General features: G+C 34.7%; 15 protein-coding genes. 11 read left to right on the top strand and 4 right to left on the bottom strand.

Translation table 11 applies throughout. The annotated features are described in order from the left end of the window. Position 1: 1 nt before the first annotated feature. From J2Z35_RS05235 to J2Z35_RS05215, 5 genes are all read left to right on the top strand, one after another. A complete protein-coding gene (locus J2Z35_RS05235; protein WP_209660191.1) occupies positions 2–271 on the top strand; it encodes a citrate lyase acyl carrier protein in 270 nt (89 codons plus the stop codon). Further along, positions 264–1,139, top strand: coding sequence for an HpcH/HpaI aldolase/citrate lyase family protein (locus J2Z35_RS05230; RefSeq protein ID WP_209660182.1), 876 nt, complete (start codon positions 264–266; stop codon positions 1,137–1,139). Before J2Z35_RS05235 ends, J2Z35_RS05230 begins: the two co-directional genes overlap by 8 nt. A 14-nt stretch (positions 1,140–1,153) precedes the next feature. Then, entirely contained in the window at positions 1,154–2,707 is a 1,554-nt protein-coding gene (gene citF / locus J2Z35_RS05225) for a citrate lyase subunit alpha (RefSeq protein WP_209660180.1), read from the top strand. Between the two features lie 206 nt (positions 2,708–2,913). Beyond that, a complete protein-coding gene (locus J2Z35_RS05220; protein ID WP_209660178.1) occupies positions 2,914–3,594 on the top strand; it encodes a hypothetical protein in 681 nt (226 codons plus the stop codon). Between the two features lie 180 nt (positions 3,595–3,774). Continuing rightward, entirely contained in the window at positions 3,775–5,172 is a 1,398-nt protein-coding gene (locus J2Z35_RS05215) for an MATE family efflux transporter (RefSeq protein WP_209660175.1), read from the top strand. Positions 5,173–5,242: 70 nt separating this feature from the next. On the opposite strand, the gene J2Z35_RS05210 is transcribed toward J2Z35_RS05215, so the two are convergent. Continuing rightward, complete coding sequence (locus J2Z35_RS05210) at positions 5,243–5,755, bottom strand: flavodoxin domain-containing protein (RefSeq protein WP_209660173.1); 513 nt, start codon at positions 5,753–5,755, stop codon at positions 5,243–5,245. Between the two features lie 218 nt (positions 5,756–5,973). Then, positions 5,974–6,588, bottom strand: a complete 615-nt coding sequence (gene wrbA, locus J2Z35_RS05205; RefSeq protein ID WP_209660171.1) for an NAD(P)H:quinone oxidoreductase — start codon at positions 6,586–6,588, stop codon at positions 5,974–5,976. Between the two features lie 220 nt (positions 6,589–6,808). Here wrbA and J2Z35_RS05200 point away from each other — a divergent pair, with 220 nt between their 5' ends. From J2Z35_RS05200 to J2Z35_RS05190, 3 genes are read left to right on the top strand one after another with little or no spacing between them, the layout of a single operon-like run. Continuing rightward, on the top strand, positions 6,809–7,834 hold the full coding sequence (locus J2Z35_RS05200; protein WP_209660169.1) for an ABC transporter substrate-binding protein: 1,026 nt from the start codon (positions 6,809–6,811) through the stop codon (positions 7,832–7,834). Beyond that, positions 7,812–8,567, top strand: coding sequence for an ABC transporter permease (locus tag J2Z35_RS05195; RefSeq protein ID WP_209660167.1), 756 nt, complete (start codon positions 7,812–7,814; stop codon positions 8,565–8,567). Before J2Z35_RS05200 ends, J2Z35_RS05195 begins: the two co-directional genes overlap by 23 nt. A gap of 17 nt (positions 8,568–8,584) precedes the next feature. Next, positions 8,585–9,265, top strand: a complete 681-nt coding sequence (locus J2Z35_RS05190) for an ABC transporter ATP-binding protein (RefSeq protein ID WP_209660165.1) — start codon at positions 8,585–8,587, stop codon at positions 9,263–9,265. A gap of 48 nt (positions 9,266–9,313) precedes the next feature. Here the strand turns inward: J2Z35_RS05190 and J2Z35_RS05185 are convergent, their stop codons facing one another. Then, entirely contained in the window at positions 9,314–10,120 is an 807-nt protein-coding gene (locus J2Z35_RS05185) for a histidinol-phosphatase HisJ family protein (protein WP_209660163.1), read from the bottom strand. A gap of 64 nt (positions 10,121–10,184) precedes the next feature. On the opposite strand from J2Z35_RS05185, the gene J2Z35_RS05180 reads away from it, so the two are divergent. After that, a complete protein-coding gene (locus tag J2Z35_RS05180) occupies positions 10,185–11,363 on the top strand; it encodes a cation:proton antiporter domain-containing protein (RefSeq protein WP_209660162.1) in 1,179 nt (392 codons plus the stop codon). Between the two features lie 196 nt (positions 11,364–11,559). Beyond that, on the top strand, positions 11,560–12,951 hold the full coding sequence (asnS, locus tag J2Z35_RS05175) for an asparagine--tRNA ligase (RefSeq protein ID WP_209660160.1): 1,392 nt from the start codon (positions 11,560–11,562) through the stop codon (positions 12,949–12,951). An 88-nt stretch (positions 12,952–13,039) separates the two neighbouring features. Here asnS and mgtE read toward each other — a convergent pair whose 3' ends face one another. Continuing rightward, positions 13,040–14,371: a magnesium transporter gene (gene mgtE / locus J2Z35_RS05170; RefSeq protein WP_209660158.1), complete on the bottom strand. Its 1,332-nt coding sequence runs from the start codon at positions 14,369–14,371 to the stop codon at positions 13,040–13,042. A 398-nt stretch (positions 14,372–14,769) separates the two neighbouring features. Here mgtE and J2Z35_RS05165 point away from each other — a divergent pair, with 398 nt between their 5' ends. After that, positions 14,770–15,495 carry a glucosaminidase domain-containing protein gene (locus tag J2Z35_RS05165; protein ID WP_209660156.1) on the top strand — a complete coding sequence of 242 codons (726 nt, stop codon included), beginning with the start codon at positions 14,770–14,772 and terminating at the stop codon, positions 15,493–15,495. Positions 15,496–15,520 lie beyond the last annotated feature (25 nt).

Here is a 15,520-nt window from a genome sequence, read left to right as displayed (position 1 = left end):
GATGGTAGGAATAGCAGGAAATGAAAATGCCCAAGATTGCCTTGTAAAAGCTACAATCAAGGAAGATGGAGGCATAAAAATAGAGCTAAAAAGTAAGCTTGAAAAGCTTTTTGGAAAACAAATAAGACTTGCAGCAGAAACTGCAGCTCTTGAGATAGGACAAGAAAATGTAGTACTTGAAATTCAGGAGTTTGGATGTCTTGACTTTGTAATCAAAGCAAGGGTGAAGACTGCTATCAAAAGAGCAAAGGGAGGTGCTAAACATGAATAAGCTTAGAAGAACTATGCTGTTTTGTCCGGCAAGCGAGCCTAAGATGTTTATCAATACCCCTGTATATAAACCAGACTGCATAATCTTTGACCTTGAAGATGCAGTTGCACTTAGTGAAAAAGACAGTGCAAGAGATCTTCTTTGTGAAGCGATAAACTCCATAGATTATTCAGGAATAGAGATTTTCGTAAGGGTGAATCCACTATATACTCCGTTTGGAGAGACTGATGTAAGGGAAGTAGTAAAGGCAGGAGTAAGGAACATAAGGCTTCCTATGTGTGAATCTAAGGAAGATGTAAAAAAGCTTGAAGAACTTCTAGAGCAGATAGAAAAAGAAAATAATATAGAGCTAGGATCAGTAAAAATACAGTGTGCTATAGAGACTCCAAAGGGAGTGATGAATAGCTATGAAATAGCTACTTCAAGTCTTAGAGTAGTTGCAATATCCTTTGGGGCAGAAGATTTCACAAGAGAACTTGGAGTTGACAGGACAAAAGAAGCTACAGAGCTTTCCTTTGCAAGATCTCAGGTAGTTCTTTCTGCTAAGGCTGCATCTGTAGATGCAATAGACACAGTATGGGCTGATATAAAGGACATGGAAGGATTTATCAAAGAAGCACAAAATGCTAAAACTATAGGTTTTTCAGGAAAATCATGCATACATCCAGCACAGGTAAAAGAAGTTCACAGGATATTTACTCCTTCAAAGGAAGAAGTAGAAAAATCCATTCAAATTATAGATGCTGCTAAAGAAGCTGAAGAAAAAGGACTTGGAGTAATTCAGGTAAATGGAAAAATGGTAGATGTTCCAGTGATAAAAAAGGCTGAAAGAATAGTAAGCCTTGCAGGACTAGAAAAGGTACTTTAGTGGGGAGGTAAAAAATGAAATTTGTTGAAAACAAGGTTGGAAGACTGATACCTGAATATATAGAAGGAATAGGAGCATTAAAGCCATTCACAGGGATTTTTGACCAAGAAGTAGAGGGAAGAAATAGGAGCCAGCTAAAATCAAGAGCTCTCCCAGGAGATAAAAAACTCCTTGATACTATAAAAGATGCTGTTGAAAAATCTGGTCTAAAAGATGGAATGACAATATCATTTCACCATCACCTAAGAAACGGGGATTATGTCCTTATGATGGTCGTAAATGAGATAGCAAAGCTTGGAATCAAAGATATAACAATATGCTCCTCATCACTTACAAGTGCTCATGATGGACTGATAGAACACATAAAAAATGGTGTGATTACAGGACTTCACACAAGTGGCCTTAGAGGTCTTATAGCCAAAGAGGTTACTACAAACTGCATACTTCCTACTCCAGTTGTATTTAGAACTCATGGTGGAAGGGCAAGAGCGATTGAATCTGGAGATGTACAGATAGATGTGGCATTTATAGGAGCATCTTGCTGTGATGAGATGGGAAACATGAATGGAAAGTTTGGACCTTCAGCATTTGGTGCTATGGGTTACCCTATGGTAGATGCTCAATATGCAGATAAAGTTGTAGCAATTACAGACAATCTAGTTCCTTACCCAGCATATCCTGTGAGCATACCTCAGACCCTTGTGGACTATGTTGTGGTAGTGGATAAGATAGGAGATCCTGAGCTTATTAGTGCAGGGGCTACAAGAGTTACAAAGAATCCAATCGAGCTAATCATAGCTGAGTATGCAAGTAAGGTGATGATAAAGTCTGGTCTTGTAAAAGAAGGTTTTTCTTTCCAAGCAGGAAGCGGAGGAGCATCACTTGCAGTTGCAAAATATCTAAAGGATTATATGAAGGAAAATGAAATAACAGGAGGCTTTGCATCTGGAGGGGTTACTTCTTATCTTGTAGAGCTTCTAGAGGAGGGGTACTTCAAGACTCTACTAGACACTCAGACATTTGATGCAAAGGCTGCAAAATCATTTGAAAAAAACCCTAACCATATAGAGATGTCAGCATCTATGTATGCAAATCCTCACAACAAAGGTTGCGTTGCAAATAACCTAGATATAATGATACTATCTGCAACAGAAGTTGATGTGGATTTCAATGTAAATGTAATGACGGCATCAACAGGTGTGATAATGGGAGCACAGGGTGGACATCCTGACACAGCAGCAGGAGCAAAGCTTACAGTTGTGGTAGCTCCACTTATGAGAAAGAGAATACCTATAGTTGTAGACAAGGTGACAACTGTAATCACTCCTGGGGAAACTATAGATGTGGTAGTTACCGAAAGGGGAATTGCAGTAAATCCTAAAAACAAGGAACTGCTAGCTGCCCTTAAGGAGACGGACCTACCTATAATGACTATAGAAGAGCTAAAAGATATGGCAGAAAGCTTTACGGGAAAACCTGAAAAAGTGGAATTTGGGGATAAGGTAGTAGGAATCATCGAATATAGAGATGGAACAGTAATGGACGTTATATACAACGTACTAACATAAAAATATACTTGCTTAAACTAATATGCCTAAAGAGGTGGCCTCCCTCTTTAGGCATATTTTTATGTGATGCAAGTTTGAGATTAATGGAAAAACTTTCAGAGACAATAACGTATTTTATTAGATTCTTTACTTTTGTTGACAATTAAAAAGTTAATCGATACAATGAAAATGATAATCATTACCGAATTGAATCGAGGAGAATACTTATGAATACATTATATAAAAAAGACAATTTTTATTTCTGGGAAAATCTAGTTAAAAACACAGAGAATATTTTATTTGGGGGCAATGACAGTAGACTAATCACCCCAGAATCTATAATTATATACATAGGAATAATAGATACAGAAAAAGATATCTTTAGATCTGGATGGAGCTCTCATGAGGATTTAGATACAGCCCTTGGTTTTTTACAACATGTATTTTTGCCAACTTGTTTTTATACGTGGATAGATAGAAAAAGTGAGGGGTTATTTATACCTTTATCTCCGTTTGAGGTTTTAAAAGAGGAAGTACTGAAAGAAATTACGGAGGATGATAAGAGGGTATCTAAAGAAGTGAAAAAAATGGAGGATTTTTATTCTTTGCTTACTAGTATGTGGGCATCTGAGAAAGAGATAAAGGTTAGAAAACTCAAAGAATTTTCCAATAATTTTAATATTTTTTGGAATAAAGAGCCTCAGAAAAAACTATTTATAAAAATATTTGAAAAACCTATAGAAATATATGACTATATATTCGAAGACGAATTTGAAGAAGTTGTTGAAGAAGAAATAGAGATGTCCATAGAAGACTTTAAATTTATGCTTGAAAACTCATATGATGAACCATTAATAAATAAAAATTTAATTAAGACTTTAAATATAAAGATACCGATATGGTTTTAGTCCTAAAAATTTGACATAAAAATATAAAAGTGCTAAAATCCCCTTTAAGACAAAGGGCTAAAATACGAGATTTATATGCTTGGAAAGGAAACTTCCTTTTCAGGCATATTTTTGGTTTTAACAAAATTAGAATCTTAAAACTATTTAGGCCTTTGAAAAAAGAAAAGGACGGTTGATAACATGATAGGCCATTCAGTGTTCACAGAAAAAAATGTGACAAAGGCACTGGTAAGATTTGCGATTCCAGGAGTAATTACTATACTTATGGCAGAGCTTTACAACATGGTGGATACTTTTTTTGTAGGTAGATATGTTGGAGCAGATGCAGTAGGTGCTATGAGCATAGCCTTTCCTATCCAAAGACTTATAATAGCTATTTCTCTTATGATAGGGGTAGGAGGCGCTACAAGGATATCTAGGGCATTAGGGGAGAAAAATAAGGATAAACTCAAAGAAAGCATTAGAAGTGCTGTGTTTTTAGGAATTATAATACTTGGTATGGTTCCACTTTTATTTTTTATTTTTTCAAGCGAAATCCTTAGTGCGCTTGGAGCTAGAGGAAATATATACACTCTTTCCAAATCCTACCTCAATATTGTAGTACTTGGAAGCCTGTTTTTAGGATTTACAAATATATTTGGATATACAATAACAGCTATGGGAAACCCAAAGGTCACCCTTATATCCACAAGTCTTGGAGCAATTATAAATATAATTGTGGATTTTGCACTTGTTGGGATATTTGATTTTGGAGTAGAAGGTGCTGCAATCTCCACTTTAGTTTCTCAAATGGCTGCGTTTTCATATAGCTTTTTTATGATACATAGGATGAGCACAAGAGAGGGATTTGACCTTTCTCCAAGATATGCAAAGTCTGCATCAAAGAGCATAATAGTTATTGGTTTTGCAACATTTATAGTAGAGATTTCAGATGCAGTTGTGATAGGGCTACTAAACAATATCCTTCTTCCAATAGGTGGAAATGATGCAGTTGTAATAGTTGGAGCAATCACAAGAGTTTCCATGTTTATGTATATAACTATAATAGGAATAAGCGCAGGAATGCAGCCCCTTGCCTCTTATAGCTATGGGTCAAAGGATTATGACAGACTAAATGAGATAGTAAAAAAGACCATAAAAATGGTTCTGCTAAGCTCGACTGTACTTTGGGGAGCTATAATGTATTTTGCTCCAGCTCTAATAGGAAGCTTTTTAAAGGATGAAGCCATATTAAATCAGACTATCTCTGCATTTATACAGACAATAGTAGTATTTCCAATCATAAGTATATACTATGTATCCATATATTATTGCCAGTCGATAGGAAAAGGACGGGAAGGATTCGTACTTTCCATATATAGACAGATGATACTTTTTCTTCCACTTGTGGTAGTTATGGTAAATGTATTTGGAATGAATGGGGCGTGGTGGACATATCCTATCACAGATATATTATCTGCCCTTACAGGAATATACTTTATAGGTAAGAGCAAGAGAGAGCTTTATGGTAAAAGAGAGTCTGGATTCAAGAAAGACTCAATTAAAAAATTAAAGCAAATCCCTATAGAAGTTTGTTAAAAAACAATTTAAAAATCCTAGATTATCTGTTTCTACAAAGTTGTAGACTAAGAATAATCTAGGATTTTTTTTAGCTTCTGTTCATAGAGTCTGCAAAATTCTTTATAGTATCAATAGAGACTTTATCGATATCGTCTTTCATGGATACGGAAGATTCAGCACCTTCCTTTTCAAGGGATTTAGAGACCATTTTTACTATCATCTTCTCCATAAAGTTCATTTCATTTAATCTAAACTCACCGCCAAAATTTTCAGCCACCCTTGCACTCTCAAGAAGAGAGGAGGGGAACGATTCTTTTATTTGTTTATCCTCTAAACTTTTATTCATAGAGCATATGAATAGACCGAGCTTCTTTTTATGAAGAAGATTTTCATTGGTAGTTGTGAAGCTATATATATCTTTGTTTATTTTTCCAGCATATATAGAACCACCAATGATTATGCTGTCATAGTCTAACAAATCGATATTTGATTTTTCCTTTATGTCTACTATATCTGTTTCTCCTTCAAGCATTTCTGAAAGGAGCTCTGCACATCTTTTAGCACAACCATGCTTAGTTCCATAAATTATAAGATTTTTCATTTTTACTTCCCCCCAGTTTTAGGTTTTTTAGATAATATTCTAAAATTAACTTTGTATAGGCAATATAGTATAAAAAACAAAAATAATCTAGAATTTATCTGAATTTTTAATCTTATTTTAATGTTTTTTACAATAAAATAACCCCAACTAGAAATCTAATTTTAATTAGGATTTCTAAATTGGAGTTATTTTAAATCTAATAGTTATAATTTAGGTAATTATTTAACGCCTAGCTTTTTAGCTAATTGAGCTACGTATCTTCCTTGCCATCTTGCGCCATCAAGCTCATTTTCGCTTGGCATTCTAGATCCATCAGGTCCTGCAACTGTAGATGCTCCATAAGGGGATGCGCCAGTTATTTCATCTATTCTGCTCTGCCCAGCAAAAGCATAAGGAAGACCTGCTATTACCATACCGTGATGAAGAAGAGTTTTGTGAAATGAAAGAATTGTAGACTCTTGCCCTCCGTGCTGGGTTCCAGTTGATGTAAATACAGAGCCAACCTTTCCAACTAAGGCTCCCTCTGCCCACAGTCCACCTGTAGTATCTATAAAAGAAGCCATTTGAGATGCCATATTCCCATATCTAGTAGGAGTACCAAATACTATGGCACTAGCCTCTTTCATTTCGTCATGAGTCACAATAGGAATATCTTTTGTTTTATTATAATAATCAAGCGCACCCATCTTTTCAAGCACATCTTCATTTAACGTTTGAGGAACTCTTCTAATTACAGGTTCCATGCCTTCCACTTCTCTGACCCCTTCGGCTATTGCATCAGCCATAGTGTGTATATGTCCATAATGTGAGTAATAAACGATAAGCACTTTCATTTTTTAATTCCTCCTAAATATATAATTACAAAATATTACTAACTAGTACTAAATATACCCGCCTCTTTTTTTATTAAACAAATAATTTTAAAAAATATAATTTCATGCAATTCAAATTAGTTTAGAGTAGGAAAGAACACAAATACTTGAGATTGTTTATTTTTTATTTGGAAAGTAGTATCATAGAGGTGTAATACTAAATAGCTTAGGGAGGAATTACATGATGAAAAAATTTGCTTCAAGATTTTCGAAGGTTATTGTACTGGCGATTCTTGCTACAGCTCTTATGGGCTGCACGCCAAATGATACTAAAGAAGTGGGGAATCAGGCTCAAGAAGATACCCAGATAAAGGAAGATATAAGCATAGTAGCCCTTAAAGGACCTACAGGTATGGGGCTTGTGGATATTATGGAAAAAAGTGAAAATGATGAAGGGGCTCTTAACTACAATATATCCCTTGCTGATAGTCCTGATGATATAGTCGGAAAGATAATAAGCAAAGAGGTAGACATAGCTGCTGTTCCTTCAAATCTTGCCCTTACACTATATAATAGGACAGAGGGTCAGGTACAAATAGTAGCTGTAAATACACTTGGGGTTCTTTACATAGTTGAAAATGGGGATACTGTAAATACTATGGAGGATTTAAGGGGAAAAAATCTCCATGTAAGCGGGATTGGAGCTACTCCGGATTTTGTACTTAGATATCTGCTTCAGGAAAACAATCTAGATATAGATAGGGATTTAGAAGTAGATTTCACACTTCAAAATGCGGACCTTGCCACAGCCCTTGCTCAGGGGGATGTAGACCTTGCTCTTTTACCTCAGCCCCATGTTACAACAGCTATGATGAGAAATGAAGACCTTAGAATTGCTCTTGATATTACAAAGGAATATAGAGAAGCTTCAGGAACAGATAGTAATCTTCCTATGGGAGCAATTATAGTTCAAAGAGAGTTTGCTGAAAATAATAAAGAAGCACTGGAGAAATTTCTTGAGGAATATAAAGAATCTGTGAACTTTGTAAATAGCAATCAAGATGAAGCCGCTGAGCTTATTGCTAAATTCGAGATCCTTCCAAATCCACAGGTGGCAAAAAATGCAATACCATACTCAAATATAGTATTTATTGATGCTATGGATATAAGATCTGATCTTGAAGAGTACTATAATATACTTTTTAACTTTGAACCAAAATCAATTGGAGGTAAGTTGCCTAAAGATGATTTCTACTACCAAAGATAAGATAGTTAAAATTGCATCAAAATTAGCCATAGGAATATTTTGGATTTTGATTTGGCAGATATCATATATGATTGTGGGAAGGGAACTATACCTTCCCTCTCCTTTTAATGTGATGAAAAGGGTATACGAGCTTATATTTGAAATAAGCTTTTGGAGAGCAGTATATTACACTATATATAGGGTTTTTGCAGGTATAATAATTTCAGTAATTCTTGGACTTATTCTTGGAATTATTTCAGGACTTAATAAACAGATATATGATTTTGTCCAGCCAATGATGGTAGCTATCAAATCAACTCCAGTAATGTCTTTTATAATAATAGCTCTAATCTGGTTTTCATCATCCACAGCTCCAATCTTTATATGCTTTTTGATGTGCTTTCCAATCATATGGACAAATATAGTTCAGGGAATAAGAAGCGTTGATAGTAAGCTTTTAGAGATGGCAAGAATATATAAGGTAAAGCAAAAAAAAATACTTAAAGATATTTATATTCCTTCATTAAGACCTTATTTTATATCGGGATGCATATCTGCACTTGGCCTTGGCTGGAAGGTAACTGTAGCAGCAGAGGTTCTTAGCAGCCCTAGAAACTCTATAGGTACGAATCTTTTTCAATCAAAGGCATATCTTGACTCTGTATCATTATTCGCATGGACTGTAATTGTTATATTGTTAAGCTTTTTATTTGAAAATACATTTACCTATTTTATGAAAAATAGAAAGTATTAGGAAATGGACTGATTGAGATGAGTATAATTATTAAAAACGTATATAAATCCTTTGAAAATATAGATGCAATTATGGATTTTTCCATGGAGTTTGAAAGGGACAAGATTCATTGCATAATAGGTCCTTCAGGATGTGGTAAAACAACACTTATAAACATTCTTACTGGAATTCTTCAAAAGGATAGTGGAGATATTGAAGGAATTTATGATAAAAACCACTCTTATGTTTTTCAAGAGGACAGACTGCTTCCTTGGAGAACTGTAAAGGAAAATATACTATTTGTTCTTGAGGATAGGTATAGCAAAGATGAGGCGGATTCTCTTGCTGACAAATATATTAATCTTGTAGAGCTTAATAGTTTTAAGGATAGTTACCCAAGGGAGCTTTCTGGGGGAATGAAGCAAAGGACATCTATTGCAAGGGCGCTTGCCTATAGAGGAGATATATTTATAATGGACGAGCCTTTTAAAGGGCTGGATTATAAAATAAAAAAATCCCTTATGGATTATATACTAAGCAGCTGGAACAACAAGGGAAGGTATTTTATATTTGTAACCCATGATATGATAGAGGCTGTGTATATGGCGGACTACATCCATAAGATGCAGGGCCCGCCACTAAAATATTTAGAAACAATAAAAGTAGATAAGGAATATAGAAAAAAGTATTTTGCAAGGGAAATGGATATGAGCCTTTAGTCTAGAAGATTCATATCCATTTTAGAGAAATAAGAAATAATTTTATGTTTAATCAATTTTATACATATTTGGCTTCATTTTTTCAAAACTAGCGAGGTATCTATATCCTATGTCCTTTAGAGTGTGGTGGACATAATCAAAACTACACCCTATATCCTGAGGTCTATGAGAATCTGAGCCGGCAACAAGTATTTCGCCACCAAGCTCTTTATATCTAATTAGTATATCTCTTTGAGGATGGGACTGATTAAGGCCGTATCTAAAGCCTGATGTGTTAATTTCAAGACCTTTTCCATTTTCTATTATAACTTTCAGTATCTCATCTATTATATCGCTGTAATCCTGATATCTAAGAATCTTTGATTCAAAGCCTCCATATCTGTTTATATAATCAAGGTGGCCATATACGTTGTAGCAATCTGTCATCTTGCTACAGTTTAGTACATCTAAAAAATACTCTGTATAAGCCTCTTTTTGACTCTTTCCCTCAAAAAACTTTGGCATATATACATCCATACTGTTTATGGTATGACTGGAGCCTATTGCAAAGTCAAATGGATAAGAATTTAATAGCTTTTTTATATCCTCTGTAAGATGAGGCTGAAGACCAATCTCCACTCCAAGAAGTATGTTAATTTTGTTTTTATACTTTTCCTTTAGAGGGAAAAATTCTTCAGTATAAACGTCATAATCAACCACGAAGGCTTTTTCTCTATCTGGATAGTCAAAGTCCACATGGTCAGTTAGAGCGATTTCATTAAAACCCTTATCAATTGCAGAAAGTATCATTTCCTCCATAGGTATATTGCAGTCATCTGAGTGACTTGTGTGTATATGATAATCCTTTCTTATCAAAACAATCATCCTTTCAAAAATAAGTATCTAGATATATACTATCATATTAGGAGGGAGATTTGTTATGGCAGTTAGTTTAGCAATTATATTGATACTTGGACTTTTTATGAACAAAATATTTGAAAAGTTAAAGCTGCCTGGGCTACTTGGAATGCTAATTGTAGGGGTAGCGATGGGTCCATATGGATTAGATATGATAAGCAGTGAAATCATGACAATATCATCAGACCTTAGAAAGATAGCACTTATAGTAATACTTCTAAGAGCAGGTTTTGGATTAAATAGAGATCAGCTAAACAAGGTGGGAGGAGCAGCTATACGTATGAGCTCAATCCCAGGAATTATGGAGGGGTTTGCAGTACTTTTTATAGCTATGTATTTATTTGAGATACCATTTGTAGAGGCTGGGATGCTTGGATTTATAATAGCGGCTGTTTCTCCAGCTGTAATAGTTCCATCTATGCTGGATTTTATAGATAGAAAAAAAGGAGAGAAAAACTCTGTACCCACGTTAATACTTGCAGGGGCATCTGTAGATGACGTATTTGCAATAACCATATTTTCAAGCTTTGCAGGACTTTATATGGGAAATTCATCTAGCGTGTTGAGAAATATCTTAGGGATTCCAGTATCTATAGCTCTTGGAATTATAGCAGGTGGAATAATAGGGTATATTCTTATAAATCTATTTAAAAAACATCATATGAGGGACACTAAAAAGGTTCTTATAATAATTGCAATAGCTATACTCTTAAATGCTACCGAGGATTTACTTCTTGAAATTAATATTCCATTTGCTAGTCTTCTTGGAGTTATGGCAATAGGGTTTGTAATACTTGAAAAGGATTTTGCAAGGGCAAAAAGGCTATCACTAAAGTTTAACAAGGTATGGGTTTTTGCAGAAATCCTACTATTTGTACTTGTTGGAGCTCAGGTAAATATTAATGTAATGCTTGATTCTGGAGTCTTAGGACTTTTAATAATATTAGGAGGGCTGATATTTAGGAGCCTTGGAGTAATGATTTCACTTCTAGGAACAAAGCTTGAAAAAAAGGAAAAGCTATTTTCTGTAATAGCATATATTCCAAAGGCTACAGTGCAGGCTGCTATGGGGGCGGTACCTCTTTCCCTTGGTGTGCCTTCTGGAGAGCTAATACTTGCGATTTCAGTGCTTTCAATAGTTGTTACTGCACCACTTGGAGCCATAGGAATAAAAATAGCAGGAGAAAAATTATTAGACTAGATTGAGTTAATATAAAGCTCTAATTAATAAATCAAATGAAAGAAATTTATATTTTTAGAGAGGTGTAAAAAAAACAGTAAATTGAGCGTTGGTAATGTGTTTGTTTGATTGACACCTCATTGCCTATCAGATATACTTTTTTTATATTATTCTAAAGATTTTGTTTGAAAATATTAATTAGAAAAGGGATGGTATTATGAAGGCTTTAGATATTAAAAAGATTTATAGAGAAACGGATATGTATTTAGGTCAAGAAGTTACTATCCAAGGTTGGATAAGAACGCTTAGAGACTCAAAAAACTTTGGTTTTATAGAGGTTAATGACGGGTCTTTTTTCAAAAATATACAGGTGGTATTTGATACGGAGCTTCCAAATTTTAAAGAGGTTGCAAAGCTTGCAATTTCAACAGCAATCACTGTGAAGGGAGACCTTGTAAAGACAGAGGGAGCAAAGCAGCCTTTTGAAATCAAGGCAAAAGAAATAATTGTAGAAGCTGAATCCCTTTCTGATTTTCCACTTCAAAAGAAAAGACACTCTATGGAGTACCTTAGAACAATAGCTCACCTTAGACCGAGAAGTAATGCATTTTCAGCAGTTTTTAGAGTGAGATCACTTGCAGCTTATGCTATTCATAAGTTCTATCAAGACAGAGGGTTCATATATGTGCATACTCCAATAATCACAGGAAGCGATGCTGAAGGTGCAGGAGAAATGTTTAGAGTTACAACCCTAGATCTTCATAATGTTCCTAAAACCGAAGATGGAAAGATAGATGTAAAGCAGGACTTCTTTGAAAAGGAGACAAACCTTACAGTTAGTGGACAGCTAGAAGCCGAAATATTTGCACTTTCCCATAAAAATGTATATACTTTTGGACCTACATTTAGAGCAGAAAACTCAAATACTGCAAGGCATGCTGCTGAATTTTGGATGATAGAGCCTGAGATTGCATTTGCAGACCTTCAGGATAATATGGAGCTTGCAGAAGACATGGTAAAATATATCATATCCTATGTTATGGAAAATGCGCCAGAGGAGATGGAGTTTTTCAACAGCTTCATAGACAAGGGTCTTATAGAAAGACTAAATCATGTAGCTACTTCAGATTTCGAAAAAGTTACATATACAGATGCTATAGATATACTTCAAAAATCAGGTCACAAGTTCGAATATAGCGTAGAGTGGGGTATGGACCTTCAAACTGAGCATGAGAGATACCTTACAGAGCAGGTATTTAAAAAGCCTGTATTTGTTACTAACTATCCAAAGGATATCAAGGCTTTCTATATGAGATTAAATGATGACGGTAAGACAGTTGCAGCTATGGACCTACTTGTTCCTGGAATAGGGGAAATAGTAGGAGGAAGTCAAAGAGAAGAAAGACTTGAAAATATAGAGCAGAGAATGAAGGCAATGAATCTCAACCTAGATGAGTACTGGTGGTACCTAGAGCTTAGAAAATACGGCGGAGTAAAGCATGCTGGATTTGGGCTTGGTTTTGAAAGAATGATAATGTATCTTACAGGTATGAGCAATATTAGAGATGTAATAGCATTCCCAAGAACAGTAGGAACTGCAGAATTTTAGGAAGTTTTTTAGTATAAAAAGCTTAATCATATAATAATAAAAAGACTTGATTTTGATGGAAATTTTATCAAAATCAAGTCTTTTTTATCTATATTCCTATTATCCAAGTAGCCATGGAAAAATAAACCATAAGGGCGAATGTATCTACTATTGTAGTGATAAGTGGGGCAGCCATGATAGCAGGGTCGAGCTTGAACTTTTTAGCGATAATAGGAAGTGTCCCACCTATTACCTTAGCAAGGATTACAGTGAAGAAAAGGCTGATACAAACTGTAAGAGCTACTGGTACTCCAACCCTTTCTATAAAAAGCAGTCTTAAAAAATTCAAAACGGCAAGAGCAGTACCAACTACAATACTTATCCTAAACTCTTTCCAAACTATTTTCATATAATCCTTCATCTCTACTTCACCAAGAGCAAGACCTCTTATTATTAGTGTTGAAGCCTGAGCTCCAGAATTTCCTCCTGTATCCATAAGCATAGGGATATAAGCTGCAAGGATTACAATTGAGCTTAGTACCTCGTCATATCTTCTGATTATTATACTTGTAAAAGTAGCGGAAAGCATAAGAACAAGGAGCCATACTATTCTATGCTTTGCTAGAGAAAATACACTTGTCTTTAGATATTCCTCATCAGAAGGCTCAAGGGCATTCATCTTTGCGAAGTCCTCTTCATTTTCTTCTTCTATAATATCGAGGATATCATCTATGGTTATAATACCAACCAGTCTGTTTTCTTTATCAACTACAGGCATTGAAAAATAATCATACTTTTTGAACTGAGCGGCAACCTCTTCTTGATCATCTAGTGTGTTTATAAATACAAAATTAGTATCCATTATATCTTTTATAAGGGTACCCTCTTCACAAAGGAGAACTTTTCGTATAGGAATTACTCCCTCAAGTTTTCTATTTGCATCTATTACATAAAGTGTATCTACAGTTTCTTTATCTATTCCAGTTTTTTTAATATGCTCTATTGCATCCTTTATTGTCATCTCTTTTTTTACATCCACGAACTCTATGGTCATGATACTTCCTGCAGAGTCTTCAGGGTAGCTAAGGAGATGATTTATTATCTTTCTAGTATTTTCGTCGGTATTTTTAAGAATCTTTTTTACAACGTTAGCTGGCATTTCTTCAATAAAATCCACAGTGTCATCCATAAAAAGTTCGTCAACGATTCCTGCAATTTCTCTGTCAGTTATGGACTCTACTATATATTGCCTTTGCTCCTTTGAGATATATGAAAAAACCTCTGCAGCTACATCCTTTGGAAGAATTCTAAAAAGAAGTATAAGGTCTTTTCCTTCGATATCCTCCATTAAAGTAGCTATATCTACAACATTCATCTCTAAAAGCTCAGATCTAGCTTTAGAAGGCTTTTCAGTCTTAATAAGTTCGATGATTTTTTCCATAATTGGACCTCCTTTTGGATACCCAAATATTTCAAAACCATATTATATTAAGAAAGCATTAAGGAATGTATAAATAAATTATATATTTCAAAAACAGAGTCAGTAGAATAATAAGCTATCTATATACTATTAGTAAAATAATACAGCAGTGAGAACATTTGGGATTTCCATATTTAGTTTTTGTGTTTTTTGCAATCGTTCGGGCGATGGATACGAATCCACAAGTCCTCACCTACCTTTATTTTTTTAATTACCCGTTTACATTATATAGTGTTATAGTGTATATTTCAAGAAAAGATGGTGTTAAAAGCCTATATAAAAAGTCTAGATTGACGATATAATAAAAGGTGTAATTTCATGATTTAGTTATAGATGCTTCATAGAAAGGATTATATATTATGGATTTTAAAATAAATGCTGGAAATAAAATAGGAACTGGATTTTCTGGACCAAGCAGAAGCTATTATGAGGCTCAAGAAAGATTTAAAGAAATCCTTGAAACAAAGCTAAATGTAACTATGCCAGATACATATCATACAACTTCAAGTAATCAGAGCATTGATGACTCTACTATAGATATGTTACTAAATCAAATGCCTAAAAACCTTATTGATGAATATGGTATTGGATCATCTTCTATACCTAATAATCCCTATGCAAATACAGGGAAAATTGCTATAAATGGAGTTTTGGATTCGTCTAATGTAAGAGCAAGAAGCAATGTTTCAGCTTCATATATAGACTCTAAGCTTGCTGGCACACCTATGGCTGGACTAGGCAAGGATTTTAAGGAAGCAGAGGAAAAATACGGAATTAATGCACTTTTTTTGACTGGACTTGCAATTCATGAATCAAACTTTGGAAAAAGCAATATAGCAAGGGATAAAAACAATTTATTTGGTTTTCAGGCCTATGATAGTTCTCCATATGCAAGTGCACGCAATTTTACAACAAAGGGAGAAAGCATAGACCATGTTGCCAGATATTTATCTCAAAACTACTTGAGTCAGGATGGAAAGTATTTCAACGGATATAGCATTGCCTCAATTGGAAAAAGATATGCCACAGATCCTCTTTGGGCAAATAAGATAGAAAAGCGAATCGGCAACCTTATTGGAATTTAATAAAGAACTTATATAAAAAGATGGG

The sequence above is a fragment of the Acetoanaerobium pronyense genome, from assembly GCF_017874355.1.
GTDB lineage: Bacteria > Bacillota > Clostridia > Peptostreptococcales > Filifactoraceae > Acetoanaerobium > Acetoanaerobium pronyense.
Note: the sequence above shows the minus strand (reverse complement) of the source record. Positions and strands in the feature narration are given on the sequence as shown.